The organism is Nocardia sp. BMG111209 (assembly GCF_000381925.1).
Lineage (GTDB): Bacteria > Actinomycetota > Actinomycetes > Mycobacteriales > Mycobacteriaceae > Nocardia.
The window spans coordinates 122,568-147,501 of the sequence record NZ_KB907309.1; the positions used below are offsets into that span (position 1 = coordinate 122,568).

At 69.2% G+C, this 24,934-nt stretch carries 27 protein-coding genes; 8 read left to right on the forward strand and 19 right to left on the reverse strand.

All coding sequences use genetic code 11. From position 1 onward, the window contains the following. The first annotated feature begins 118 nt into the window (after positions 1-118). From G361_RS0131820 to G361_RS47480, 4 genes are all read left to right on the forward strand, one after another. Positions 119-859 (forward strand): CPBP family intramembrane glutamic endopeptidase, encoded by a 741-nt coding sequence (locus G361_RS0131820; protein WP_026343746.1) that lies wholly within the window; start codon positions 119-121, stop codon positions 857-859. 200 nt (positions 860-1,059) lie between these two features. Then, positions 1,060-3,579, forward strand: a complete 2,520-nt coding sequence (locus tag G361_RS47475) for a hypothetical protein (RefSeq protein WP_052172938.1) — start codon at positions 1,060-1,062, stop codon at positions 3,577-3,579. Positions 3,580-3,749: 170 nt separating this feature from the next. Then, positions 3,750-4,355 carry a maleylpyruvate isomerase N-terminal domain-containing protein gene (locus tag G361_RS0131830; protein WP_019931189.1) on the forward strand — a complete coding sequence of 202 codons (606 nt, stop codon included), beginning with the start codon at positions 3,750-3,752 and terminating at the stop codon, positions 4,353-4,355. 190 nt (positions 4,356-4,545) lie between these two features. After that, positions 4,546-5,787, forward strand: a complete 1,242-nt coding sequence (locus G361_RS47480) for a hypothetical protein (protein WP_019931190.1) — start codon at positions 4,546-4,548, stop codon at positions 5,785-5,787. A 354-nt stretch (positions 5,788-6,141) separates the two neighbouring features. Here the strand turns inward: G361_RS47480 and G361_RS45645 are convergent, their stop codons facing one another. From G361_RS45645 to rpsJ, 13 genes are all read right to left on the reverse strand, one after another. Continuing rightward, entirely contained in the window at positions 6,142-7,281 is a 1,140-nt protein-coding gene (locus G361_RS45645) for a DUF6585 family protein (RefSeq protein WP_019931191.1), read from the reverse strand. Positions 7,282-7,372: 91 nt separating this feature from the next. Continuing rightward, complete coding sequence (locus G361_RS0131845; RefSeq protein ID WP_019931192.1) at positions 7,373-7,912, reverse strand: hypothetical protein; 540 nt, start codon at positions 7,910-7,912, stop codon at positions 7,373-7,375. Between the two features lie 200 nt (positions 7,913-8,112). Then, positions 8,113-8,409 carry a 30S ribosomal protein S17 gene (gene rpsQ / locus G361_RS0131850; protein WP_019931193.1) on the reverse strand — a complete coding sequence of 99 codons (297 nt, stop codon included), beginning with the start codon at positions 8,407-8,409 and terminating at the stop codon, positions 8,113-8,115. Next, positions 8,406-8,645, reverse strand: coding sequence for a 50S ribosomal protein L29 (gene rpmC / locus G361_RS0131855; protein ID WP_019931194.1), 240 nt, complete (start codon positions 8,643-8,645; stop codon positions 8,406-8,408). The genes rpsQ and rpmC overlap by 4 nt, the downstream gene beginning before the upstream one ends. Next, positions 8,645-9,061 (reverse strand): 50S ribosomal protein L16, encoded by a 417-nt coding sequence (gene rplP / locus G361_RS0131860; protein WP_019931195.1) that lies wholly within the window; start codon positions 9,059-9,061, stop codon positions 8,645-8,647. The genes rpmC and rplP overlap by 1 nt, the downstream gene beginning before the upstream one ends. Positions 9,062-9,064: 3 nt before the next feature. Further along, entirely contained in the window at positions 9,065-9,868 is an 804-nt protein-coding gene (gene rpsC, locus G361_RS0131865) for a 30S ribosomal protein S3 (protein WP_019931196.1), read from the reverse strand. Continuing rightward, positions 9,869-10,294 (reverse strand): 50S ribosomal protein L22, encoded by a 426-nt coding sequence (gene rplV, locus G361_RS0131870; protein ID WP_019931197.1) that lies wholly within the window; start codon positions 10,292-10,294, stop codon positions 9,869-9,871. Continuing rightward, positions 10,291-10,572 carry a 30S ribosomal protein S19 gene (gene rpsS / locus G361_RS0131875; protein ID WP_019931198.1) on the reverse strand — a complete coding sequence of 94 codons (282 nt, stop codon included), beginning with the start codon at positions 10,570-10,572 and terminating at the stop codon, positions 10,291-10,293. Before rpsS ends, rplV begins: the two co-directional genes overlap by 4 nt. Positions 10,573-10,586: 14 nt before the next feature. Continuing rightward, entirely contained in the window at positions 10,587-11,417 is an 831-nt protein-coding gene (rplB, locus tag G361_RS0131880) for a 50S ribosomal protein L2 (protein WP_019931199.1), read from the reverse strand. 33 nt (positions 11,418-11,450) lie between these two features. Beyond that, positions 11,451-11,756, reverse strand: a complete 306-nt coding sequence (gene rplW, locus G361_RS0131885) for a 50S ribosomal protein L23 (protein WP_019931200.1) — start codon at positions 11,754-11,756, stop codon at positions 11,451-11,453. Continuing rightward, complete coding sequence (gene rplD / locus G361_RS0131890; RefSeq protein WP_019931201.1) at positions 11,753-12,442, reverse strand: 50S ribosomal protein L4; 690 nt, start codon at positions 12,440-12,442, stop codon at positions 11,753-11,755. Before rplD ends, rplW begins: the two co-directional genes overlap by 4 nt. Beyond that, positions 12,439-13,104, reverse strand: a complete 666-nt coding sequence (gene rplC / locus G361_RS0131895; RefSeq protein ID WP_019931202.1) for a 50S ribosomal protein L3 — start codon at positions 13,102-13,104, stop codon at positions 12,439-12,441. Before rplC ends, rplD begins: the two co-directional genes overlap by 4 nt. Before the next feature lie 20 nt (positions 13,105-13,124). Continuing rightward, positions 13,125-13,430: a 30S ribosomal protein S10 gene (gene rpsJ, locus G361_RS0131900; RefSeq protein ID WP_003938093.1), complete on the reverse strand. Its 306-nt coding sequence runs from the start codon at positions 13,428-13,430 to the stop codon at positions 13,125-13,127. Between the two features lie 491 nt (positions 13,431-13,921). Between rpsJ and G361_RS0131905 the strand changes: the two genes are divergently transcribed. Further along, positions 13,922-14,398 (forward strand): hotdog fold domain-containing protein, encoded by a 477-nt coding sequence (locus tag G361_RS0131905; protein ID WP_019931203.1) that lies wholly within the window; start codon positions 13,922-13,924, stop codon positions 14,396-14,398. A 27-nt stretch (positions 14,399-14,425) separates the two neighbouring features. Here the strand turns inward: G361_RS0131905 and G361_RS0131910 are convergent, their stop codons facing one another. After that, positions 14,426-15,370, reverse strand: coding sequence for a triacylglycerol lipase (locus tag G361_RS0131910; RefSeq protein WP_036496144.1), 945 nt, complete (start codon positions 15,368-15,370; stop codon positions 14,426-14,428). A gap of 146 nt (positions 15,371-15,516) precedes the next feature. Here G361_RS0131910 and G361_RS45650 point away from each other — a divergent pair, with 146 nt between their 5' ends. Continuing rightward, positions 15,517-16,773, forward strand: coding sequence for a lycopene cyclase family protein (locus G361_RS45650; protein ID WP_019931205.1), 1,257 nt, complete (start codon positions 15,517-15,519; stop codon positions 16,771-16,773). Here G361_RS45650 and G361_RS0131920 read toward each other — a convergent pair. Beyond that, positions 16,720-17,745, reverse strand: coding sequence for an SDR family oxidoreductase (locus G361_RS0131920; protein ID WP_026343749.1), 1,026 nt, complete (start codon positions 17,743-17,745; stop codon positions 16,720-16,722). The genes G361_RS45650 and G361_RS0131920 overlap by 54 nt on opposite strands. Positions 17,746-17,873: 128 nt before the next feature. Then, complete coding sequence (locus G361_RS0131925) at positions 17,874-18,677, reverse strand: enoyl-CoA hydratase-related protein (protein ID WP_019931207.1); 804 nt, start codon at positions 18,675-18,677, stop codon at positions 17,874-17,876. A 138-nt stretch (positions 18,678-18,815) separates the two neighbouring features. Here G361_RS0131925 and G361_RS0131930 point away from each other — a divergent pair, with 138 nt between their 5' ends. Beyond that, on the forward strand, positions 18,816-20,024 hold the full coding sequence (locus tag G361_RS0131930) for a TetR/AcrR family transcriptional regulator (protein ID WP_019931208.1): 1,209 nt from the start codon (positions 18,816-18,818) through the stop codon (positions 20,022-20,024). 309 nt (positions 20,025-20,333) lie between these two features. On the opposite strand, the gene G361_RS0131935 is transcribed toward G361_RS0131930, so the two are convergent. Genes G361_RS0131935 through G361_RS0131945 form a run of 3 tightly spaced genes read right to left on the reverse strand, consistent with a single transcriptional unit; the run spans position 20,334 to position 23,031 of the window. Continuing rightward, positions 20,334-21,197 carry an ABC transporter permease gene (locus tag G361_RS0131935; protein ID WP_019931209.1) on the reverse strand — a complete coding sequence of 288 codons (864 nt, stop codon included), beginning with the start codon at positions 21,195-21,197 and terminating at the stop codon, positions 20,334-20,336. Next, positions 21,194-22,003 carry an ABC transporter permease gene (locus tag G361_RS0131940; RefSeq protein ID WP_019931210.1) on the reverse strand — a complete coding sequence of 270 codons (810 nt, stop codon included), beginning with the start codon at positions 22,001-22,003 and terminating at the stop codon, positions 21,194-21,196. The genes G361_RS0131935 and G361_RS0131940 overlap by 4 nt, the downstream gene beginning before the upstream one ends. Beyond that, the gene (locus G361_RS0131945; protein WP_019931211.1) at positions 22,000-23,031 is read right to left on the reverse strand and encodes a daunorubicin/doxorubicin resistance ABC transporter ATP-binding protein DrrA; all 1,032 of its coding nucleotides are present in this window, start codon (positions 23,029-23,031) and stop codon (positions 22,000-22,002) included. Before G361_RS0131945 ends, G361_RS0131940 begins: the two co-directional genes overlap by 4 nt. Before the next feature lie 391 nt (positions 23,032-23,422). Here G361_RS0131945 and G361_RS0131950 point away from each other — a divergent pair, with 391 nt between their 5' ends. Beyond that, complete coding sequence (locus tag G361_RS0131950; RefSeq protein ID WP_019931212.1) at positions 23,423-24,934, forward strand: aldehyde dehydrogenase family protein; 1,512 nt, start codon at positions 23,423-23,425, stop codon at positions 24,932-24,934.

The following is a 24,934-nucleotide window of genomic DNA, read 5'->3' on the forward strand; positions in this document are numbered from 1 at the left end:
CATATACGTATAGAGTCAGCAATTTCCCTGCATCCGGTGCGTATTTCCGAAATGCGCTGATCGCACCCCTTGCGGCCGATCTGGCAGATTTCGGGCAACCGTCCGTACACTGGGCTCGATGTCTCGGAGCAGTCACGACGCCCGGCCGCGGCCGGGCCGCTTGCGCGCCCACCTCGACGTGATCGTCGTCGTGGTCGTGCTGACCTGCACCGAACTGATCGCGCACTGCGCCGGCGCGGTGGCCGGGATGATCACCGTTCCGATCGCGGTGGCGGCGCTGGTGGCGCTGATGCGACTGCGGGGTATCGGCTGGGCGGAGCTCGGCCTGGGTCGCCGGCACTGGCGGCGCGGTACCAAATACGCCCTGGTAGCGGCCGGAATCGTACTGGCCGGGGTCGGACTCGGCCTCCTGCTGCCGTTCACCCGGCCGTTCTTCCTGAACAACCGGTACGCCACCGTCTCCGGCGCCCTGCTCGCCTCGCTGGTGCTGATCCCGCTGCAGACGGTGATACCCGAGGAATTCGCGTTCCGCGGGGTGCTGCACGGCGCGCTCGACCGCGCGTACGGGGCACGCGGCGTCTTCGCGGCCGGCTCCCTGCTGTTCGGGCTGTGGCATGTCGCATCGTCGGTCGGGCTCACCTCCGGCAACCGCGGGCTGAGCGCGATTCTCGGCGGCGGAATCGCCGGGCAACTCTCCGGCATCGCCCTCGCCGTACTGGCGACCGGCGCCGCCGGATTCGTCTTCACCTGGCTGCGGCGGCGCAGCGGCAGCCTTCTCGCGCCGATCGCACTGCATTGGTCGCTGAACGGCGCAGGCGCTCTCGCCGCCGCGCTGGCGTGGCATGTCGCCGTGCGCTGACGACGCGCCCGAATTCCGATATCGCGAATCGCTCATCCGCGCCGATTACGGCGCGCCACAAGTACTTCGGACGCTGCGGAAACACCGGAAGCATTGACCACCGACAGGTAACGGATTACTCTCACTGCCGATCACACATATGTTCGAACGAACACATTTTCGATAATTGATACTGTACCTGCTCCGGGAAGGCCCCCGCCATGGTGGACGACCAGTCGTCCGGAAGTGCCGGCAGTTCTGAGATCGCCGAGCTACGGCAGCGGGTGGCCACGGCCCGGGGCAAACTGCCGTTGCAAACCGATCCGGCCCTGCTGGAAGCCATGTCGGATTCCGAAATAGCGGCCGAACGCGAACTCGCGGAATGGATCCGGGCCCAGCGGCGGCAGCAGCGCAGGCGCGCGGTCAGCAACGAACTCGCCTCCGAGCAGCGTGATCGCAAGGTCGCCGATTCGATCCGCCGCTCCGACGAGGCCGACGCGCACTGGCATCGGCGCGCCCTCGCCGCCCGCCGCCGGGTCTCCAGCCCCGACGCCCGTCTGGCGCAACTGTTCCGGCGCGCCGAATGGTCGTCACGCGCCCTCATCGCGGTCGTCGTCCTCGGCATGATCTGGGCCGGCGTCAACGTCCAGCACAACCTCGTCCCCAGTGGCAACATGGCCGACCCGCTGTACTGGCTGAGCTACGGCTTCGAGGCCATGATCTCCATCCCCATCATCACGATCATGGTCGTCACCACCACCGCCGCCCGCTGGGGCCGCGACGTGGCGCGCGGCAAGGTCGTCCTCCTGGAGATCGGCCTCCTCAGCGTCACCATCGCCCTCAACGCCGGCCCGCACATCGCCGCGGGCCGCATGGCCCACGCCGCCGAGGCGGCGGTCGCCCCGATCATGGTCGGCGTCATCATCTGGCTGCACGCCTGGGTCGCGGCACGGTACGCCACTCTCATCGACGGCGCTCCGGTCGTCGACGCACACACCGGGCCGGTGAGTACCCAGCCCTGGCCCGTGACGGTTTCCCCGGAACAACCGGACCTCTCCGCGCACCACATCTCCCACTCCCCGGTGACAGCGGACGATCACGGCCCCACTCGGGCCGCCACCGCCGGCCACCCCGGTTCCTCGCCCTCCGCTGCCGAACACGCTCCCGCCGAACATCTTCCGATCGAACGGCGGAACGGTTCCGGGCGAACCGATTCGATCCCGATGACGGAACTGCGTGTGCCGGTGGGCGATCCGGTCGGTTCGCCGTCACACAACGGCAGGAACGGTCGCAACAGTGCCGAGAGCCGCAACGGGCACAGCGGCAGCAACGGGCACACCTACAACGGCTTCGACACCCGCAACGGTCACCCCGTCCGGAACGGTCACGACACCGGCACCGGTCGGAACGGGCACGACGGGCTGAATGTCCTCGGCGTCAACGGGACACCGGCTGCCCGGAACGGGTACGACCACGCGGACGGGCCGGTCGCCAACAACGGCCACCGGAAGGATCTCGGCCACAACGGACACGATATCCACGGCGTCGGCGGCAGCAGCAACGGATACGACCACACCGAGGGGTCGATCGTCCACAACGGCCGGCGATACGATCCCGGCCACAACGGGCACGACCTCGCTGATGCCGGTGACAGCCGCAACGGGTACGGCCAGGCAGACGGGCCGGTCACCCACAACGGTCACCGAAACGAACTCGGCCACAACGGCTACGACCTTCATGACGCCGGTGCTGGCCACAACGGGGGCGAAGGCCGCGGCGATCACAACGGATTCGACATTCTCGGCGGCCGCAACGGTATTCGGGCGAACGACGAGCTTCCCGGCGACGGCGACCACCGCGACGTCAGCGGTAGCGGCACCGGCGAGTCCGCGCATCGCGATGGCAACCGCAGCAGCGAATCCGATCGGAACGGTCGGGAGGGGTACGGCGACCGCAACGGCCGAGTGATCAACGGCGGCAACGATACTCACGGTGGATCGGCCGACACCGGCCTCGCCGCGGACAGCCGTGCCGTGACCGAGCCCGCCCCGGAGCGAAAGACCAACGGGCACACCTATCCGCAGGCGGAGTACTCCGTGGCCGATTCGGACGGGCCCATCGTGGACGTCCCCGCTGCTCCGGAATTCGTTGCCGTACCGGCGCGGCCCGAGGTTCCGGTCACCGCAGGAGCACAGTTGGTCACCGCTGCTGCCCCGGCCGCCACGTCCCGGTCCGCTGCACGTGCGCCCAGGCAACCGGAACCGGCCGCACTTCCCGGCCTCGAGATGCCGGCGCGGGACGAACGGCCCGCACGCAAGAAGGCCGACGTACGTCCGGCGGCCGAATCCGAGCGCACCTCGCGCCGGGAACGCAACGATCGCCCCGCCGCCGACGAGGCTCCGGCTGCCCGCGGCACCTCCGAGCCGGCCGCTCGCCGACGCACGGCCGAGGCGAGTCGGCCGGTCACACAACCACTTCCGATTCCCGCCGACACGCTCTACGCCGACAGCGACGATTTCGACACCGACATCGCCGAGGTGGAGATCTGGGCGGTAGCCCGGGACATCTCGCAGCGCGGAATGTCCCGGCTGCCGGTCGAACAGCTCGTCGAGATCCTCACCTTCGCCGACCAGTCGTGGACCCCGGCCGCGATCGGCGCGGAGGTCGGCATGTCCGGTTCTGCGGTTCTGCGAATTCTGGAGGCGGCCCGCCGACTTCGCGCCGCCGCCTACAGCGGTTAGCACCTGTCGGGAGCGCGGCGGCGACGGTAATCCGGGGAACAGGGTCCACACTGCAACCGGCCGCGGATTCCGCCGACATGCAGGGGGATATTCGTTGCGCTGCGTCGGGCACCGTGGTGGCATGAACGGTGCCGGTCCGGTGGCCGGGATCCGAAGGCGTGGGGGTAGCGATGGATGTCGATGTGCTGGAGCGGGTCTGGGGGTCGTGGGCCGAGCGGGGTGCCGGGCTGAGCGGGGAGGAGTGGGGGCGGGCGACGCGGCTGGACGGGTGGACGGTGTTGGATCTGTTCGCGCATGTCGCGCCGGATCCGAAGGTGCTGGACTTCTTTCGGGGGGCGCGGGTGGTGGGGCCCGCGGTCACCGGTGGGGCCGAGTTGTTGCGGGTTGTTCATGCGGCGGACGGGGTGGTTCGGGAGCGGGCGGGTGAGATCGCTTCGGCGGCACGGGAAGCCGGTGGGGTGGGGGTGGCACGGTTGTTGCGGTACTTCACTGTCGGCGGGCCCGAGGCGATTGCTGTACTGCGGGAGGCCGATTCGGCGGCGGGGTTGGGGTATCCGCAGGTGGGGAGCGTCAGTTTCGGTGCGCTCGTCGAGGTTTCGATCGTCGAGGCGACTGTGCATCTGCTGGACCTGATCGCGGCGGTCGGTGGGCCGCCGGTGCCGGCGGGTGGGTTGCGGCGGACCGTCGAGGTGTTGGCCGCGGTGCCGGATCCGGTGGTGTTCATCGAATCCGCCGCGGGGCGGACCGCCGGGGGGCTGCCGCCGATTCTGGGCTGACGATCGCACCTCTGGAAACAGGAGTGAACAGGCGCAACAGGGTCATTGGTCCGTCAACGATTGCGATGCTGCCCGCTCGAGGGCAGCATAGGACCCCGGGTAGCTCGACAAACACCCGCACGATGCTCCACAGCTCACTGGTATCCGACGGCCGGGAGGTCCGGTGCCGGATGCCTCAGGAAGGCCAGCGATGCGCGAAGACCAACCGACCGGCAAAGAAGAGATCGCTGCTCTGGCTCAGCAGGTCAAGACAGCACGCGGGAAGTTGCCGTTGCAGCAGAACGCCGCACTCTTCGATGTGTTGTCGGACGACGAGTTCGCCGCGGAACGCGAGCTGGCCGAGTGGACGCGAGAGAAGCGGCGCCGGCAGCGCCGGGACTCGTTGAAGGCGGAGATTTCTGCGGAGCGGCGGGACCGGCGGGTGGCGGACTCGATCCGGCGCGCCGACGAGGCGGATGATCGCTGGCATCGCCGCGCACTGGCTGCGCGGCGCCGGGTCTCCAGTCCGGATGCCCGTCTCGCGCAACTGTTCCGGCGCGCCGAATGGTCGTCGCGCGCGCTGATCGGCGTGGTCGTCATCGGCATGGTCTGGGCAGGGGTGAACGTCCAGCACAACCTGGTGCCGAGCGGGGATATGACCGACCCGCTGTACTGGCTCAGTTACGGGTTCGAGGCCATGATCTCGATCCCGATCATCACGATCATGATGGTCACCACCACGGCCGCGCGCTGGGGCCGGGACGTCAATCGCGGGCGCGTGGTGCTGCTCGAGGCGGGCCTGCTCGGCGTGACCATCGCGTTGAACGCCGGGCCGCACATCGCCGCCGGGCGGATCGCCCATGCCGCCGAAGCGGCCGTCGCGCCGATCATGGTCGGTGTGGTGATCTGGCTACACGCCTGGGTCTCCGCGCGCTACGCGATGCTGATCGAGGGCATCACCGAGTTGGAGGAGCAGCCCACCGCGGTACCGGTGGCGACCACGACCGTGCGGGCCGACCGGATCTTCCCGCCGGAACCGGATCTGTTCGCCGAACTCGATTTCGAGCCGGACCGGGCCGCGATCACCGAGAACGCGCTGCCCGCACCGGCTGCCGCCCGACGCAAACCCCGCCCCGCCGGTCCGGTTCGCGGTTCCGGCACCGCCGCGGACGCGGACACCCGGGTGCTCGCCGCCGTGGACGATACGGCCGACGACTTCGAGGATTCGATCCCCGAGGGCGAGGACGTGCAGTGGTGGACGGCCGCCCGTGCGATCTCCGATCGCGGCATGTCGACCCTGCCGGTCGAGCAGCTGGCCGAAATCCTCACGCTCGCGGATCAATCCGCCTCGCCGACCAGTATCAGCACCGAAACCGGGCTGTCGCGTGCGGCGGTCGTCCGGGTGCTGGAATCGGCTCGCAAACTCGGACCGCACTACGCCATCACCGGGTAGTCGCTCGCTCGACGAAACCGCGCGTTCCACCAACTCCGGTCGCAGGCCGGACCGAGCGGGTACGGCGATGTCGCCGTACGGGCACGAGTGTCGGCCACGCCGAGTCGAATTCCATACGCTGCCTCGAATTCACCGCTGCCGGACGGTATGCCGTCGCAATGCCCACATCGCCGGACCGTAAACCCGGCGGCGGCCGATTCGATCCACTCGATCGGCCGCCGGCCTGATGGCGGCACAGAACTCCTGGTGTCGGCATAGAACTGACGGCCGTACACGCCGGGCCGATAACCGAACTCGCTGCCGTATACGCCAACCCGACAGCGGAATCTCGCGATCCGCGCGCCACCGACTCGATCAGCCCTGGGCCCGACCGCCCGCGGTAACCACGATCTCGTGCTGCCGCTCGATGATTCGGTCCTCGGCTCCCGGCGCGACGACCGGCTCCGGGCTCGGCTCGTCCGTGATCTCGGTGCCGGACTCTCCGACAACCCCCACGACAGGGCCGCCAGAAGCCTCGCTGCCGCCTTCGGCATCGCCGGGCGGGGCAGACTGGTCGCCCGCTTCGGAACCGGGCTCAGCGGCCGTCTCAGGATCATTTCGGCCGACAGCCACATCCGGCCCCGCGGAAGTCTCCGGCGCGACCTCCCCCGCCGCCGCCCGCGGCCCGTACGGATCCGGGAATTCGACCGCCGCCACCCGCAGCCGCTCGATCACCTCGTTGAAGATGTAGAAATTCGGAATGGCGCCGACCCGGCCGAGGGAAATCCAGTTCCCGTCCACCTTGATCCGCACGATTCCGCCGCGCGGATCGATGGTCTGGATCCGTTCCCAGGGATACCGGGCGCCGTCGTGCACCAGTTCCAGGAGGGATACCGCGAGATCGCCGAAATGGACGGTCTGCTCGCCGTCGATGGCGGCGACGATGCCCGGCAATTGGGCCGCGGTGACCGAGGATTGGATCAGCGGACCCCATTCCCGGGCATTGGCGAACTCGGCCTCGTCGAACTCCGCCCGATGCCCGCCGGGGCCGGTCAGCACGAATGCGTAATCGGTTGCCGCCGCGGCGGATTGGTGCAGCGGAATCGATTGCTGCCGCACTTCGACCGTCGTCCAATGAAATCCGGCGATCTCCTCACCGGAGTGGTACACGGTGAGGCCGCGGTCGAACAGGTCCAGCCGGGCGCCCCGGCTGCGCCGGTTGCGGCGGCCGCGCAGCGCGGCGAATCCGGCCGGAATCAACGCGCACAGGATCACCACCACCGCGGCCGCCGGCGCCCCGGCGACGATACACAGCACGCTCACCGCCACCAGCCCGCCGGCCACCAGCCCACAGCCGCGCACGACCGGATCCCCGCTGGCCGGGGCGCGCAGATAGGTCTGCCGATGTTCGCCCAGGTTCTCGTACGAGGACATCAAATGAATCAACTGCGTCAGGGGCACCGTTCGCCGGCCGCCGGTTCCCCCGGCGCCGCGCTGCGTACTCGGGGTGGTCACCAATCCTCCATCAGGCGGTATTTCTCCGCGCCGAAGCGTATTCCACCTGTCCGAGTACCGCTAGTGCTGGACCGAATTATCCGGTTTCCGGTTATCGCTGCGGATGGCAGAACCCGCACACCCCGCTGGCGGGCAGCTGGATGAAACACTCCTCGCACAACTGCATTCGCGATTGTGCGACCACCGGAACCTCCACCCGCGCCTTCGCGGTTCTGCCCGCGCGCCGGGCGGCGACCTTCGGGGTCAGCGGCGGAATTCCGGCCGGGATGTCGGTGCCGTGCGTGGCGTAGCACTGCCAGCGCGCATACGCGGCATGCACTTCCAGATCGTCCGGAATCGGCAGCGCCGCCAGTTCGAGCACGTACTTGTAGCTGTCGGTGACCGTGTGGTTCGCGCGCACGCACAGCGCGGTCAGCGGCGGCTCGCCCGCGCCGTGGCAGCGCCGGGCCACCTTGCGCAGGATCGCGTCCATCCAGGTCCGGGTCGGGGCGGTGGTCCGCACCCCCGACATCTCCTGCACCCGTTCGGCCAGTTCCTCGATCGTCACGAAATGTCCGTAACCGGTGGCGGTTTCGACGAGCGCCTCGTGCGCGGCCAGCGCCCACGCCACCGCGGCGTCGCGGAACGACACCGCCTCTCCGTCGATCGTCCGCCAGGCCCCGGAAGTCGTCGCAGCATTCCTCATAGCCCGTCAAAGTTAGCCGATCAAGCGACCACTGCGCCAATTGCGCGGCGCCGCAATCGCATACCTCACAACCCGGGTGACGGCGAAGGCCCGCCTCCCGGAAAGGGAAGCGGGCCTTCGTATTCGACATACGGGGGTCCGGCGGCCTACTTGGCCCGCTCCAGAACCTCCATCAGCCGCCAGCGCTTGGTGGCCGACAGCGGGCGGGTCTCCATGACCTGCACGCGGTCGCCGATGCCGGCGATCTCGTTCTCGTCGTGCGCCTTCACCTTGGAGGTGGTGCGAATGATCTTGCCGTACAGCGGATGCCGATGGCGATCCTCGAGCTCGACGACGATCGTCTTGTTCATCTTGTCCGAGACCACGTAGCCGACCCGCACCTTGCGGCTGCCACGTTCGGTCTCCTTGGCCGGCGTCTTGGCCGAGCCCTTCGCGTCACTCATGCCGCATCTCCCTTGTCCGCAGGACCAGAGGCCAGGCCGAGCTCACGCTCGCGCATGACCGTGTAGATGCGCGCGATCTCGTGACGAACGACGCGCAGGCGACGGTTGTTCTGCAACTGGCCGGTCGCCATCTGGAAGCGCAGGTTGAACAGCTCTTCCTTCGATTCACGCAGGCGGGCGACGAGCTCGTCCTCGGTGAGCTCGCGCAGGTCTGCGGCCGGAGTTCCGGTAGCCATCAGAACTGCTCCTCCCTGGTCACGATCCTGCACTTCACTGGGAGCTTGTGCATCGCGCGGCGCAGGGCCTCGCGGGCGGTCTCCTCGTTCGGGTAGGACATCTCGAACATCACGCGGCCCGGCTTGACGTTCGCGATCCACCACTCCGGCGAACCCTTACCGGAACCCATGCGGGTCTCGGCGGGCTTCTTGGTCAGCGGGCGATCCGGGTAGATGTTGATCCAGATCTTGCCGCCACGCTTGATGTGGCGGGTCATCGCGATACGCGCCGACTCGATCTGCCGGTTGGTGATGTAGCCCGGCTCCAGCGCCTGGATGCCGAACTCGCCGAACGCCACCGAGGTGCCGCCCTTGGCCATACCGGAACGACCGGGGTGATGCTGCTTGCGGTGCTTGACCCTGCGGGGCATCAGCATTGGTCAGCCCTCCTGTTTCTCTGCCGGCGCCTCGGCCACCGCGGTGGCGGCCCGACCGGCCTCGGTGCTGGTCGCGGTGGTGCCGGACGAACCGGACCGCCGCGGACGGCTCGGCCGCTCCCGGCGCTCGCGACGATCGTTGCCCGACGGAGCCGCGGCCGCAGTGACCTCACGCTTGCCGCCGACGATGTCGCCCTTGTAGATCCACACCTTCACGCCGATGCGGCCGAAGGTGGTGCGGGCCTCGTACAGGCCGTAGTCGATGTCGGCGCGCAGCGTGTGCAGCGGCACCCGACCCTCGCGGTAGAACTCCGAGCGCGACATTTCGGCGCCGCCGAGGCGGCCCGAGCACTGCACCCGGATGCCCTTGACCTGCGGCGAGCGCATGGCCGACTGGATGGCCTTACGCATCGCGCGCCGGAACGCCACGCGGTTGGACAGCTGCTCCGCGACACCCTGGGCGACGAGCTGCGCATCCGACTCGGGGTTCTTGACCTCGAGGATGTTCAGCTGCACCTGCTTGCCGGTGAGCTTCTCCAACTCGGCGCGGATGCGGTCGGCCTCGGCGCCACGACGGCCGATCACGATGCCCGGACGCGCGGTGTGGATGTCCACCCGCACACGATCCCGGGTGCGCTCGATCTCGACCTTCGAGATGCCGGCCCGCTCCATGCCGGTGGCCAGCAGCTTGCGGATCGCGACGTCTTCCTTCACGTAGTCCGCGTACTGCTTGTCGGCGTACCAGCGCGACTTCCAGTCGGTGGTGATGCCGAGGCGGAAGCCGTGGGGATTGATCTTCTGTCCCATTTACTTCGCCCCTCCCTTCCGGCGATTGCGAGCCGGGGCGGCGCTGGCGACGCTCTCGACCTCGATGGTGATGTGGCTGGTCCGCTTGCGGATCCGGAAAGCCCGGCCCTGGGCACGCGGCTGGAACCGCTTCAAGGTCGCGCCCTCGTCGACGTACGCGGTCGAGATGACCAGCGTCGCCGGGTTCAGGCCGAGGTTGTTCTCCGCGTTGGCCGCCGCCGAGGCGACGACCTTGGCGACCGGCTCGCTGGCGGCCTGCGGCGCGAACCGCAGGATGTTCAGCGCGTCCTCGACCCGGCGGCCGCGGACCATGTCGACGACCCGGCGAGCCTTCATCGGGGTGACGCGAACGTGCTTCGCGGTCGCGCGGGCGGTCGGATTCTGGGGCTCAGTCAGCTGAGCCGCTTCGCTTTTCGCTTCGCTCATCGCCGCTTGCTCTTCCGATCTTCCTTGACGTGGCTCTTGAACGTCCGGGTCGGCGCGAATTCACCGAGCTTGTGCCCGACCATGTTCTCCGACACGAACACCGGCACGTGCTTGCGGCCGTCGTGCACCGAGAACGTGTGGCCGATGAAATCGGGAATGATGGTCGAGCGACGCGACCAGGTCTTGATGACCTGCTTCGTGCCCTTCTCGTTCTGGACGTCCACCTTCTTGAGGAGGTGTTCGTCGACGAACGGGCCCTTCTTCAGGCTGCGTGGCATGTCTAACCTCCTCCTCAACGCTTCTTGCCGCGGCGGCGGACGATGAGCTTGTCGCTCGGGCGATTGGGCTTACGGGTCCGGCCTTCCGGCTGGCCCCACGGGGATACGGGATGGCGGCCGCCGGAGGTCTTACCCTCACCACCACCGTGCGGGTGATCGACCGGGTTCATGACCACACCACGGACGGTCGGGCGGACGCCCTTCCACCGCATACGGCCGGCCTTGCCCCAGTTGATGTTCGACTGCTCGGCGTTGCCGACCTCGCCGACGGTGGCGCGGCAGCGCACGTCGACGCGGCGGATCTCGCCGGAGGGCATACGCAGGACGGCGTAGGCGCCTTCCTTACCCAGCAGCTGGATGCTCATACCGGCCGCGCGAGCCATCTTGGCGCCGCCACCGGGCCGCAGCTCCACGGCATGGATGGTGGTACCGGTCGGGATCGAGCGCAGCGGCAGGTTGTTGCCCGGCTTGATGTCCGCGCCCGGACCCGACTCGATGCGGGTGCCCTGCGTGATGCCCTTCGGCGCGATGATGTAGCGCTTCTCGCCGTCGGCGAAGTGCAGCAGCGCGATGTTCGCGGTGCGGTTGGGGTCGTACTCGATGTGCGCGACCTTGGCCGGGATGCCGTCCTTGTCCAGCCGACGGAAGTCGATCAGACGGTAGGCGCGCTTGTGACCGCCACCCTTGTGCCGGGTGGTGATGCGACCGTGCGCGTTACGACCGCCGGACTTGGTCAGCGGGCGCAGCAGCGACTTCTCGGGGGTCGCGCGGGTGATCTCGGCGAAGTCCGAGACCGAGGCACCGCGGCGACCCGGGGTCGTCGGCTTGTACTTACGGATTGCCATGAGTTCTTCTCTGCTTTCTGGAGCCCCTGCCGCTTACGCGACCGGGCCTCCGAAGATCTCGATGGGCTTGCTGTCGGCCGAGAGGGTCACGAGCGCGCGCTTGGTGTTCTTGCGCTTGCCGTAACCGAAGCGGGTCCGCTTGCGCTTGCCCTGACGGTTGGCGGTGTTGACGCTGGTCACCTTGACGCCGAACACCTTCTCGACGGCGATCTTGATCTGCGTCTTGTTCGCGTCCGGGTGCACCACGAAGGTGTACGTGCCCTCTTCGATCAGCCCGTAGGACTTCTCGGAGATGACCGGCGCCAGCAGGATGTCGCGCGGATCGGCGATGGTGGTCACTTGCTCTCCTCCTGTGCAGCTTCGGCGGGGCCGTGCACGAAGGTGTTCAGGGCCTCGACGCTGAAGACGACCTCGTCGCTGTAGAGCACGTCGTAGGTGTTCAGCTGGTCCGGTGCGATGGCGCGCACATGCTGCAGGTTCGCCACGCTCTTCCACGCGGTGAGGTCCTCACGGCCGACGACGACCAGGAACTTCTTCCGCTCCGACAGTTCGGCCAGGAAGCCCTTGGCGGACTTCGTGGACGGGGTCTGCCCGGCGACTAGTTCGGTCACGATGTGGATGCGCTCGTTGCGGGCGCGGTCCGACAGCGCGCCACGCAGGGCGGCGGCCTTCATCTTCTTGGGCAGGCGCTGGGTGTAGTCGCGCGGCTGCGGGCCGTGCACGACGCCACCACCGGTGAACTGCGGCGCGCGGGTCGAGCCCTGACGGGCGCGGCCGGTGCCCTTCTGCCGGTACGGCTTCTTGCCACCACCGGAGACGCGGCCCCGGGTCTTGGTGGCGTGCGTGCCCTGGCGGGCCGCGGCCTGCTGGGCGATGACGACCTGGTGCATCAGCGCGATGTTGGCGGTCACGTCGAAGATCTCCGCGGGGAGGTCGACGGTGCCGTTGGTCTTGCCACCCGCCTCTTTGACCGGCAGGGTCAGCGTTGCTGCCTTGGTCGCTGTGTTTGCTGCCTCAGTGCTCACGCGTGGGCACCACCCTTCACTGCGCTCTTGACGATCACGAGGCCGCCGTTGCGGCCCGGGATGGCGCCCTTGATCAGCAGCAGGCCGTTCTCGGTGTCCACCTTGTGGACCGAGAGGTTCTGCGTGGTGACCCGGTCGTTACCCATCCGGCCGGACATCCGCATGCCCTTGAACACGCGGCCCGGGGTGGAGCAGCCACCGATCGAGCCCGGGCGGCGGTGCACGGCCTGCGCGCCGTGCGAGGCGCCCTGGCCCTTGAAGCCGTGGCGCTTCATGGTGCCGGCGAAGCCCTTGCCCTTGCTGGTGCCGGTGACGTCGACGTAGGTGCCGGCCTCGAAGACCTCGGCGTTGAGTTCCTGGCCGACCTCGAACTGCGAGGTGTCGGCGACCCGGATCTCGGCCACGTGGCGGCGGGGGGTGACGCCGGCCTTGGCGAACTGCCCGGAGACGGGCTTGTTCACCTTTCGCGGGTCGATCGCGCCGTAGGCCAGCTGAACGGCGGAGTAGCCGTCGCGCTCCACGGTGCGGATCTGGGTGACGACGTTCGGACCGGCCTTGACGACGGTCACGGGAACGACGCGGTTCTTCTCGTCGAAGACCTGGGTCATGCCGAGCTTGGTGCCCAGGATGCCGGCGGCCGGACGACTCTTGTTGTCAGTCATGTGTGCTGTCCCCGTCACTGTCACTGAATGTTGACGTCGACGCTGGCCGGCAGGTCGATGCGCATGAGCGCGTCGACCGTCTTCGGCGTCGGGTCGAGGATGTCGATCAGCCGCTTGTGCGTGCGCATCTCGAAGTGCTCGCGCGAGTCCTTGTACTTGTGCGGCGAGCGGATGACGCAGTACACGTTCTTCTCGGTCGGCAACGGCACCGGGCCGACGACACGCGCGCCCGTACGGGTCACGGTCTCGACGATCTTGCGCGCCGACGCATCGATCGCCTCATGGTCGTAGGCCTTGAGCCTGATGCGGATCTTTTGTCCCGCCACGCTGAGTGTCCTTTTCTCCGCTTGTTGCTCCGGTGTGACGGTGGTCCGAAAGTTCCTCCAGACCACCCTCTGTGCATGCCCGAACCCGAAGAAAAACAGCAGACGCATCCGTTCAGACCTCGACCGGGACATGCCCGATCCGCTTCGCCGCTGTTCATCTGTCATGGTTCTTCCGGTCCACGCGGTCGGGCGTGTCGCCTTCTCGCTCATTCTTCGGCCTCGGAGGAAACTCCTGTAGGCCTCGGAACGCCGTCCCGGAGGTACCCGCCGGACTCGACGGTGTACACGAGTGGGTACTACTCGCCCGCGATCAGGGATCGGATATGCCCGAAGACATACCCCACCCGACGCAGGCAACCCGAACAGTATGCCCGAGCCCCGGCGTGGACTCCAAATTGGGGTCCCCGTGTCCGGCGTCACGGCCGCCACCAGCGCCGATCCGTTCGGAAATGGGTATCGCCACCAAACTTACCCGAAAGTAAGATAGCGGTATGACGAAGGAGACCGCGACCTATCGCGGCTGGAAGAAACTGCCCGACAACCGGCTCGGGCACGCCCTGTTCTCCCTGGGCATGATCGCCCGGGTGCCGTACTTCGGGACCGTGCTGCCCACGGTGATCCGGCTGGAACCGGGCTACTGCGAGGTGGTCGCGCCCAAATGGTTCGGCATCCACAACCACCTCGGCACCTTCCACGCCATCGCCGCCTGCAATCTGGCCGAGGTGGCGATGGGCATGCTCAGCGAGGCCACGATCCCGACCACGCACCGCTGGATCCCCAAGGGGATGAGCGTGGAATATCTGGCGAAGGCGGAATCCGGGCTGCGCGCCACCGCGGCGCTGCCGGAGGTGCCCGATTTCGCGACGCTGACCGAGGGCCGGGAACTGATCGTGCCGGTCGAGGTCCACGATCGGTCCGGCGCGGAGGTCGTCCACGCCGACATCACCATCTGGATCACGCCGAAGTGATGCGGCCCGCACTCGGACGGCGGTCGGTCAGCAGTGGTCGGGCGGCGCGTCGGCGAGCGCGGACACCACGAGATCGAGCGCGTGCGGATCGGTGAGCAGGGCGGCGTGCGCGACCGGATCACCCGGGCAGGTGTCCTGCACCCAGAGGTTGCGATCGGTCGCCTTCGGCGCGGCGAGCAGAGCGGACTCCGGTGGCGTGATCACCTCGTCGGCGCGGCTGGCGATCGCGGTCCAGCGCACCCCGGGGGTGGTCTCGCCCTCGGCGTCGAGCCGGGCCAGCACCGGCGAGCCGACGGCCTGCTCGGCGCCGGCGGTGCCGTACACCTGCGCGGCGATCTGCGGACCGTCCAGACCCAGCGCGGCGAGGTCGGGATAGTGCGCGGGCAACCCGGAATAGGTGGAACCGCGATACGGGGTGGCGAGGGTGACGACCGTGGACGCCGCACCGGGATGACCGTGCAGGAACTGCCGGATCACCGTGCCGCCGGTCGAATGCCCGACCAGCGCGACCTGCTTCGCACCGGTCGCCGCGCGCACCCGGCCGACGAATTCGGCGAGTTCCGCGGAGGTCGCGGCGATATCGGCGACGCCGTAGACGACGCGTCCGCTCAGCGCCGCGGCCATCGGGCCCGTACCGGGCCAGTCCAGGCGATCCGGCCCGGCGGCCGGGCCCGAGACCAGCCGGGGGCGGCCGAAATTCGCCGTGTACGCGCAATAGCCCGCGCGCTGCAACAAGGGGGCCAGCTGCGCGAAACTCTGGGTCGCGTCGGTGCCCGCGCCGTGGACGAGGACGACCGGATCCGGCTCGGCCGCCGACGGCCGGCAGGACCAGTCGTTGGCACCGGCCGGACCGTCCGTGGGGTCCGGCGCCGGCCCGAGGACCGGCTCCGCCGCACCCCGGGGCATCACCGCCAGGGCAGCAATCAACGCGCACGCCACCGCAAACCCGATCGACAGTCGCCTGGGAGACACGTTTGGCCACAGTAGATGTCTCACCTCCTGCGGTTTCCCGGACACGCGCAAGGCAAACGGGAGATCATTGGTTAATCTCGAGCGATCAGGCCGCGCACATCGTGGCGGTGACCGAATTCCCGGAATGCCCGATCGAGGCTGATTGAATGAAACACATGACTGCTCAGCATGTCCGGGACGCGGACCTGTGTGTGGTGGGGCTCGGGCCCACCGGGCGCGCCCTGGCACACCGGGCCGTGACGGCCGGGCTCTCGGTCGTGGCGGTGGATCCGCGCCCGGACCGGATCTGGGGCCCGACCTACGGCTGCTGGGTGGACGAATTGCCGGGCTGGCTGCCCGATCGGATCATCGCGTCGCGCGTCGCCGCGCCGACGGTGTGGACCACCCGTCCGCTGCGGATCGACCGGCCCTACGGGGTGCTCTCCAAACCGGGCCTGCGCGAGGCGCTTCCGCTCGACGGCGCGACCGTGCTGGCCGGGCGGGCCGCAACCGTGGACGGTCACCGGGTGGAACTGGCCGACGGATCGACGATCGCGGCCGCCGCGGTCGTCGACGCCCGGGGCCTGCCGGCGCCGGGGCCGCGGCCCACCGCCGCCGCGCACGGCATCTTCGTCGACGCCGAACGCGCCACGCCGATGGTCGACGGCGGATCCGGCCTGCTGGTGGACTGGCGGCCGGACAACGGCGCCGGGCCGGACGAACCGCCGTCGTTCCTCTACGCGGTGCCGGTCGGCGACGGAACGGTGGTCTTCGAGGAGACCAGCCTCGGCCTCGGCGGCGGTGTGCCGCAACGCGAGTTGCGCCGCCGCACACTGAATCGCCTTGCGGCACACGGTATTCGGCTGCGCGGCGACGAATCCGCCGAGACCGCGCACTATCCGCTGGACCAGCCGCCGCCGACCGCGGTGTCCGGCGCGCGATCCGCCGCCGCGGTCCCGTTCGGTTCGCGCGGCGGCCTGATGCATCCGTGCACCGGCTACAGCGTGGCCGCGTCGCTCGCGCTGGTGGACACGGCCGTCGGCGCCCTGCGCGCGGGCCGCGATCCGGTGGCGGCGCTGTGGCCGTGGCAGGCCCGGCTGGTGTACTGGATGCGCACCCGCGGCCTGCACGGGATGGGCCGGCTCACCGCCGAACAGGCGATCGCCATGTTCGAGGCCTTCTTCACCGCCACGCCGCGCCAGCAGCGCGCGCTGCTGTCCGCCCACGACGACTACGCGGCGCTGGGTGCGGCGCTGTTCCTGACGGTGGCGCGCACCTGGCCGTTCCGCTGGCGCTACGACCTGGTGGGCTGGACCAATCGCCGGCGCTGGGCGGGCTACTACGCCGCGCATCCGGCCGCCGGGCCCGGTTCACAACCGGTTCTCGATCCAGTACTTCCAGACGATCGGGGCGTAGGCCGCTAACGGAGGCACCCGGATATCGGTCCCGGCCAGCGCGGCGGCGGTGTTGCGGAAATCGAACCAGCAGTCGAACTCGCTGTGCTGCAACACCTCCGGCGGTACCCCGAGGTGGCCCAGCGCCCAGCCGAGGCCGGGGGTCCGCAGCATCGACTCCAGCGATCGCTTCGGCATCATCTCGATCAGCCGCGGCGCGCCCGCCTCGTCGGCGAACAGGTTCAGCACCTCGGCCGCGCCCTGCCGGCGCGGGTCGACCAGATGGTAGGTGGTGCCCGACGGCGCGTGCCGGTGCGCGAGATGGTCCAGGGCCCGCGCGACGAAATCGACCGGCACCATATTGGTCTCGCCGAGCTTCGGCACCAGCAGCGGCAGCAGGCGCGGCAGTTGTGCGGCCTTCCGCAGCAACCGGAAGAAGTGGTAGGGGCCGGAGATCCGGTCGATCTCGCCGGTGCGGGAGTGGCCGATCACGATCGAGGGCCGATAACTGCGCCACGGCACCTCGCACCGGTCGCGCACCGTGCGCTCGGCCTCGAACATCGCGCGCTGGTACGGCGTCGGCAGCACCTGGCCCACATCGAACATGTCCTCGGTGAACAGTCCGGTCACCGCGCCGGCCACCGCGACACTCGAAACATGGTGCAGCGCACCGGCGGAGAGCCGATTGGCCACCTCGACCACGCGGCCGGTGCCGCCGGGCTGCACGGCATCGCGGCCGGTGTCCAGGTGGAAGAGGTGGTCTATCGAACCACGCTGTGCGGCAAGCCATTCCGGGTCGATACCGAGTCCCGGCGCGGCCGGATCGCCCGACACCGCCCGCACCCGCCCACCGGCGTCCCAGGCGCGCGCACACCGATCGAACCGGTGCGCGGAATCGGCGCCCGGTCGCACCAGCACATGTACATCACCGCTACGCCTGAGCAATTCGGTGACGAAATACCTTCCGAGGCAACCGGAGGCCCCGGTGACCAGGTAAGCCATGGCGCAAGACTATCCCCCGGCCTCGGAGCGAGTTCGCGGCAGGGTTGCGCAGAATTCACCACGTCGGGTCGCACCGGCCTACCGCGGGGCCCGAGGGAATTCGACGGCCACCCGCGGCGGTCGCCCGCCTAGTCGCCGAAGACCGGCTTGCGCTTGGTCAGCATCGCGGTCGCACCCTCGGCGAAATCGGGCGAGCGCAACAGCTCCGACTGACCGTCCTTCTCCGCGGCCAGCGCGGCGTCCAGGGCGGACAGCGTCGCCTCGTTGAGGGCGCGCTTGGTGAGTTCCAGGGCGCGGCGCGGGCCGTTGGCGAGTTTGGTGACCGCGGCTTCCACCGTCGCGTCGAGTTCCTCGTCCGGGACCGCACGAGTGATCAGGCCCGCGGCGGCGGCCTCGGCGGCGGGTAGCCGCTGTCCCAGCAACGCCAGCTCCGCGGCCCGCGCGCGGCCCGCCGCGGCCGCCACCATCGCGGCCGCGCCGCCGTCGGGCATGAGGCCCACGTTGATGAAGGCCAGCAGCAGATAGGAATCCGTGGCGGCGTAGCTGAGATCGCCGGCCAGCGCCAGCGCGGCGCCGATCCCCGCGGCCGCGCCGCGAATCCGGGTGACCACCGGTACGGGTGCGTCGACGACGGCCCGGACCATGCGGTTCGCGGCATCCATGGTGAGTTCGGGGGTGATGCCACGCGCGGTGTCGGCGGCCGCGCCGGCCAGATCGGCACCGGTGCAGAAATCGCCGCCGTCGCCGGTGAGTACGATCGCCCGCACGGCGCGATCCTCGCCAACGGCGGCGAACAGCTCGCCGAGCGCGACCATGGTGTCGTAGTTGATGGCGTTCTTCCGCGACGGATTGGTCAGCGTGACCCGCAGCACCCGGTCGTCCCGGATAGCGGAGAACCCGACCGGAGTGGTCCGATTGTCGACAGTACTCATGGCTGCCCCCGGGCGGCGTCGTCGCGCCCGCATCGGCGCGAAATCGTGGACATTAGCGAATTGTGGTTAACTTAAAGGGTACCGCCCGGGGCTGTCAACGGTCCCGGCAGCGGCCCCGACGAACTGGAGGAGAGGTGCATGGTCGCGGATCGCAGTGAGTCCGCGCTCGCTACCCCGCGACCGGGCAGTTCACCGGCGCGCCGGCGGCCGAAGAACCGGAAGGCACAAATCGTCGGTGTCGCCGCTCGGGCCTTCAGCGAGCGTGGCTACCACCCGGTCGGTGTCGACGAGATCGCGGCCGAAGTGGGCATATCCGGTCCGGCGCTGTACCGGCACTTCGCGAACAAGTACGCGCTGCTGGTCGCCGCCGCCGAACTCGGCGCGCAGACGCTGCTCGACGCCGTCCAGGCCGCCGACGACCCGGCCGCCGACCCCGAAACCCGGCTCACCACCCTGATCCGCGCGGCCACGACGCACACCATCGAGGTACGCCGCGGCGGTGGCCTGTATCGCTGGGAGGGCCGCTACCTGGAACCGGCCGACCGCGCGCGGGTCCGGGTGCGCTACGAGACGCTGCACCGCGTCTTCGAAGCCGCCATCGCGGCGAACCGCCCGGACTGCGTCCCCGCCGACATCCAGTTGCTCGGCACGGCCGTACTCGGCGCGATCGGCAGCATCACCGCACATCACACCGCGCTGGCCGCCGCCCGGCTCACCGATCTGCTCACCGATATCGGCTGGTCGATCGCCCGCACCGAACTGCCCCCCGCACCCGCCGAACCCGCCCCGACCACCGAGGTCCGCGGCCTGCCCCCGAGCTCCAAACGGGAACAGCTGCTGGTCGAGGCGATCCGCATCTTCGGCCGCCAGGGCTATCACGAGGCCGGCATCGAGGAGATCGGCGCGGCGGTCGGGATCAACGCCTCCAGCGTCTACCGCTACTTCCCCAGCAAATCGGACCTGCTGGCGGCTGCTTTCCATCGGACCGGCGAGCGGCTGGCCATTGCCAATGCCGAGGCTTTGGCGGAAGCTTCCAGTCGCTCCGATGCCGCGATTCGGATGGCCGGTCGGTTCGCTCGCCTCACTTTCGCCATGCCGGAGATACTGCCGGTCTACTTCGCCGAATTCTCCAACCTGCCTCCGGCGGAACAGCAGAAGCTGCGGGCGATTCAACGCCAGAACGTGCTGGAATGGGCACATCTACTCGACGGTGATCCGGTCGAGGCGCGGTTTCGGGTGCACGCGGCTATCGCGCAGGTTATCGATGTGGGGCGCAGTATCCGTTATGACAGTCGGCCTGCCAGTTTGGGGCGGGTTCAGGCGTTGATGACGGCGGCGTTGTTGTAGTTGTTCGGGGGCGTCTGGGCGGGAGCTGGGCGGGTTGAATGTTGGGCCTGCTTGGTGGTGACAGGCTGTGTTTTTGGCCTCCGCTTCGCTCCGGCGGGTTCGCGGCCCTCTGGGCCCGATCCTTCCCTCCTCCGCTCCTCCGCTTCGCTCCCCCGCTCCGTCAGTCCAGGATCGGGCCGGGCCGCGAACAGGAGCGTTACGCCTGCGGATTGGTGACCGGCCCGGGGTGAGGCCGGGGGGCGACCGGGGTGGGCGTGTGGGGTGTGTGGGGTGGGGTGGGCTTCGGGAGGGGGTGGCTGTTTGCGGGGGTCAATTGCTTTCTGCGGCTTTGCGGTAGCCGCGGATTGCGGGGTAGGCGAAGATCAGTATTGCGCCTACGGTCCAGGCCAGGGTTTTGAGCAGGGGGGCGGTGACCGGGCCGTCCCAGGCCAGGCCGCGCATGGCGTCGATCGCGGTGCTCATCGGCTGGTTCTCCACGACGGTCTGCAACCAGCGCGGATAGGCGAAGACGGGGACGAAGCCGGAGTTGAAGAACATCAGCAGGGTGTTGACGGTGCCGAGGATGTTGATCAGCACGACGCCCTCGGAGATGGTGGCCAGCGCGGTGACCAGGACCGCGAAACCGGCGCCGAACAGTACCGGGATGCCGATCATCGCCAGCGAGGCCCAGAACCCGTTCCAGAACCGGAAGCCGATCGCGATCCCGACGACGAGTACGAACAGCGTGGTGACCAGCACCCGGACCGCCTCGGCGAGCAACCGTCCGGTGAGGCCCGCGGCCCGGTGGATCGGCATGGTCTGGAATCGGCCGAGCAGTCCGGCGGCCTTCTCCACCTTGAAGCCGAGCGCGCTGACGACCGCGCCGGCCATCGCGGCCACCAGGGTGATCATCGGGACCGTGCCGTACACGCTGGGCATGCCGGTGGCGGAGGTGATCGAATCACCCAGCACGATCCGGAACATCAGCAGGGTGAACGCCGGGAAGATCAGGGTCTGCACCGTGGTCATGGTGTCGCGGCTCCACACCCGCAGCAGCCGGCCGCACTGGATCGCGCTGTGCCGCGCCCAGGTCGACAGCGCGCGCTCGGAGCGCGCCGGCACCACCGGCAGCGCCGATCGCGTGGACAGCACGAATTCGGGTGCCGCCGAAGGAGTTTCCTGCACGATGCTCACGATCGCCTCACACTCGCCCAGATCGCCGACGGCACGAAGAACACCGCGAGCCCGCCCAGCCACACCAGCGGCACCCAGGCCACCTGCCAGGTCACCCCGTGGGCGGCCATATCCCGCAGCGCGAACGAGAACTGCGAGATCGGCTGATTGCGCACGAACGGCCGGATCCACTGCGGGAAGCCGCTCTCGGGTACGAATCCGCAGGACAGCATGCCGAAGATCAGCGTCGGCAGGGTCAGCGCCTGACTCAGCGCCTCCGGGCTCTTGGTCAGCGAGCCGAGCGCGTCGGCCCCGATCGCCAGGACCGTGCCCACCGCCAGCGAGAACACGCAGAACAGCACGGCCTGCCCGGGTCCGGCGACGAACCGGAAACCGATCAGATAGCCGAAGCCGATGGCGGCGGCCAGCGAGGTCACCGAGCGCACCAGGCCCGCGGACAGCCGCGAGCCCAGCGGCACCAGGCTGCCGATCGGCATGGTCTGCAACCGGCTGTGCAGTCCGGTCAGCGATTCGAAGGCGGCCAGCTGCGCGTTGGACATCATGGTGAACGACATGGTCTGCAACACGATGATCGGCATGACGAACTGCGCGTAGTCGATACCGCGGAACCGCATCACATAGCGCAGCGGCAGATAGAAGCCGAGGGTGAACACCAGCGGCGTGATCACCGCGAAGACCAGTTCGCCACGCAGTGCCATGGTTCGCACGATGCGCCCGGTCAGGGCCCGCCACTGGGCGAAGGAGGACGGCCGGGCCGGCGGCAACGCGTCGAACAGCCCGTCCGCGGGAGCGGTCGAGACGGTCACCGACTGCCGCCCGAATGTCCGGTGATGGACAGGAACACGTCGTCCAGCGACGGGCGGCGCAGGCCGATATCGGCGAGTTCGACCCCGGCCGCGTCCAGCCGGCGCAGCGCCTCGGCGAGGGTGCTCGCGCCGTCGGGGGCCGGGATGGACACCCGGTCGGTCTGCGCGTCGCCGTGGCTCGCGGCGTCGTTGCGCACCGCCTCGGGTACCAGATCCCCGAGGGCGGTCAGCGCGGCGCCGAGCCGGGTGGGATCCAGCGGCACCACCTCGCAGTAGCTGCCGCCGGTGCGTTCCTTCAGCTCGTCGGCGGTGCCCTCGGCGATCACCGTGCCCTTGTCGATGACGATGATGTTGTCGCTGAGCACGTCCGCCTCTTCGAGGTACTGCGTGGTCAGCAGCACCGTGATGCCCTGCCGCTTGAGCGAGGTCACCAGGTCCCAGACGCCCTGGCGGCTGCGCGGATCCAGGCCGGTGGTCGGCTCGTCGAGGAATACCACCTCCGGCCGCACGACCAGCCCGCACGCGATATCGATGCGCCGGCGCATACCGCCGGAGTAGTGCCGCACCGCGCGCCGGCCCGCGCCGACCAGATCGAATTCCTCGAGCAGCGTGTCGGCGCGGTTGCGCGCGGCGCGGCGGCTCAGACCCATGAGGCGGCCGAACAATTCGATGTTCTCGCGGCCGGAGAGGTTCTCGTCCAGCGCGGCGTACTGCCCGGTCATCATGATCGAGCGGCGTACCCCGGCGGCGTCGCGGACCACATCGTGCCCGGCGACGACCGCGGTACCGGAATCCGGTCGCAGCAGCGTGGAGAGGATCTTCACGGTGGTGGTCTTGCCGGCCCCGTTCGGGCCGAGGATGCCGAGGACACCGGCACGGGCGGCGGTGAAGCTGACGCCCTGCAACGCCCGCACCTCCCCGAAGGACTTGCGCACATCGACGACCCGCACCGCCGGTTCGGCGGCCCGCGCGGGTCCGGAATCCAGTGCGCCGGAATCCACTGCGCCGGTTTTCTCGAGGCTCGGCATCCACTCTCCACAATCCGTCGGGACGGCGACCGGACGATCCGGGTCGCGTACGCGTCCCGGTTTGGTGATCCCATCCACCTCGCGCGATGTTACTGGCCCGGACACCGGAACCGCACCGGCGTGGCGCCCGGCGCTCGGTCGCAGCGGGCTTCGTTCGCGAAATGTGGCTTTCGTCACAATTTTCCGTACCGGACGGTCATCCAGGAAATTGCCGCTGGTCCCGGCCCGAACCGATCGGTCTGCGTGAATTCGGGTTTCTTGTCGCTTGACCAACACCGCCCATAATCTGGCGGCGGGGAGGCCACACCCGCGGCGCCGTCGCGCCGGGCCCCCACGGTCGGCACGCGAGGCGACCGGTTATCGGAATCATCGCCAGCGAGAGGTGACCCCCATGGTGGAGTCTGCGCAGCCGCATACGGCGGCGCACGGTCCGGGCCGAGTCCCGGCACTCACGTCCTACGATCCGCGCACCGGCGAATCCGTCGGCAGCTACCCCATCGCCGGTCCGGACGCCGTCACGGCCGCGGTCCGTGCCGCGCGGGGGGCCGGGAACTGGTGGGGTGCATTGCGTTTCGCCGACCGTAAGCGCTGGTTGCTGGATTGGAAGAGCGCCGTCGCGCGCCGGATCGGCGAGTTGGTGGAACTCATCTGCGCGGAGACCGGTAAACCGGAGGCCGACGCCGCCATCGAGGTGATGCTGGCGGTGGAGAATCTGGACTGGGTGGCCCGGCAGGCCGAACGCTCGCTGGGCCGGCGCCGGCTCGGCTCGAATTGGCTGTCGCGCAATCAACGTGCGTCCGTCGGCTATCTGCCGCTGGGCGTGGTGGGCGTGCTCGGCCCGTGGACCAATCCGGTGTTCACACCGATGGGTTCGATCGCCACCGCGATGGCCGCCGGCAACGCGGTGGTGTTCAAACCCAGCGAGCTCACCCCCGGCGTCGGCATGTGGCTGGCCGACAGCTGGCGCCGGATCGTGCCGAATCAACCTGTGCTGCAAGCGATCACCGGCGACGACTCGACCGGCACCGCGCTCTGTCAAGCGGGCGTGGACAAGATCGCCTATGCCGGTTCGGAAGCCGGCGCCCGCAACGTGATCACCCTGTGCGCGCGCACCATGACCCCGGTCGTGGTGGAACGCGGCGGTAAGGGGGCGATGGTGGTGGACGTGGACGCCGAACTCGACGCCGCGGCCGAGTCCGCGATCTTCGGCGCGATGTCCAACGCGGGCCAGAGCCCGTCAGGAATCCAGCGGGTGTACGTCGCGGAGTCGGTGTACGAACCGATGCTGGACAAGGTGGAGGAGCTGGCGCGACGCCTGCGCCCCGGCGGCGACCGGCGGGCCTCCTACGGCCCGATGGTCCGGGAGACCCAGGCCGAGGAGGTGCGGCGGCAGGTGAAGGATGCCATCGCCCGCGGCGGCCGCGCGGTCGTCGGCGGACTGGAGTCGATCCGCGAGCCGTACGTGGAGCCGATCGTGCTCACCGACGTGCCCGAGGACGGCCTCGCCATCACCGCCGAATCGGTGGGCCCGGTGCTGGTGATCAACGCGGTCCCGACCATGGACGAGGCGGTGGCGCGGATCAACGCCGTCGATCACGGCCTCACCGTCTCGATCTTCACTCGCGACACCACATTCGGCGCGGAACTGGCCGAGCGCATCAGAACCGGTGTGGTGACACTCAATTCGTCGATGGCCTACGCCGGCATCCCGGCGATGCCGTTCGGCGGCGTCGGCGAGTACGGCCGCGGCCACACCCACGGCGAGGCCGGGCTGCGGGAGTTCAGCCGTACCCTCGCCATCGCGCAGCGCCGTTACCGGGCCCCCGTGAACCTGTCCACCTTCGACCGGCATCCGCGGCATCTGCGGGTGGCCAAGGCCATCTTCCGGTTACGGCACGGGTGA

Bases quoted from the DNA above. Each gene is read 5' to 3' on its own strand.
- G361_RS0131820 (WP_026343746.1), top strand. From the start codon at position 119: ATGTCTCGGAGCAGTCACGACGCCCGGCCGCGGCCGGGCCGCTTGCGC.
- G361_RS47475 (WP_052172938.1), top strand. From the start codon at position 1,060: ATGGTGGACGACCAGTCGTCCGGAAGTGCCGGCAGTTCTGAGATCGCC.
- G361_RS0131830 (WP_019931189.1), top strand. From the start codon at position 3,750: ATGGATGTCGATGTGCTGGAGCGGGTCTGGGGGTCGTGGGCCGAGCGG.
- G361_RS47480 (WP_019931190.1), top strand. From the start codon at position 4,546: ATGCGCGAAGACCAACCGACCGGCAAAGAAGAGATCGCTGCTCTGGCT.
- rpsQ (WP_019931193.1), bottom strand. From the start codon at position 8,409: ATGAGTGACGCGAAGGGCTCGGCCAAGACGCCGGCCAAGGAGACCGAA.
- rpmC (WP_019931194.1), bottom strand. From the start codon at position 8,645: ATGGCTACCGGAACTCCGGCCGCAGACCTGCGCGAGCTCACCGAGGAC.
- rplP (WP_019931195.1), bottom strand. From the start codon at position 9,061: ATGCTGATGCCCCGCAGGGTCAAGCACCGCAAGCAGCATCACCCCGGT.
- rpsC (WP_019931196.1), bottom strand. From the start codon at position 9,868: ATGGGACAGAAGATCAATCCCCACGGCTTCCGCCTCGGCATCACCACC.
- rplV (WP_019931197.1), bottom strand. From the start codon at position 10,294: ATGAGCGAAGCGAAAAGCGAAGCGGCTCAGCTGACTGAGCCCCAGAAT.
- rpsS (WP_019931198.1), bottom strand. From the start codon at position 10,572: ATGCCACGCAGCCTGAAGAAGGGCCCGTTCGTCGACGAACACCTCCTC.
- rplB (WP_019931199.1), bottom strand. From the start codon at position 11,417: ATGGCAATCCGTAAGTACAAGCCGACGACCCCGGGTCGCCGCGGTGCC.
- rplC (WP_019931202.1), bottom strand. From the start codon at position 13,104: ATGACTGACAACAAGAGTCGTCCGGCCGCCGGCATCCTGGGCACCAAG.
- G361_RS0131905 (WP_019931203.1), top strand. From the start codon at position 13,922: ATGACGAAGGAGACCGCGACCTATCGCGGCTGGAAGAAACTGCCCGAC.
- G361_RS45650 (WP_019931205.1), top strand. From the start codon at position 15,517: ATGAAACACATGACTGCTCAGCATGTCCGGGACGCGGACCTGTGTGTG.
- G361_RS0131920 (WP_026343749.1), bottom strand. From the start codon at position 17,745: ATGGCTTACCTGGTCACCGGGGCCTCCGGTTGCCTCGGAAGGTATTTC.
- G361_RS0131925 (WP_019931207.1), bottom strand. From the start codon at position 18,677: ATGAGTACTGTCGACAATCGGACCACTCCGGTCGGGTTCTCCGCTATC.
- G361_RS0131930 (WP_019931208.1), top strand. From the start codon at position 18,816: ATGGTCGCGGATCGCAGTGAGTCCGCGCTCGCTACCCCGCGACCGGGC.
- G361_RS0131945 (WP_019931211.1), bottom strand. From the start codon at position 23,031: ATGCCGAGCCTCGAGAAAACCGGCGCAGTGGATTCCGGCGCACTGGAT.
- G361_RS0131950 (WP_019931212.1), top strand. From the start codon at position 23,423: ATGGTGGAGTCTGCGCAGCCGCATACGGCGGCGCACGGTCCGGGCCGA.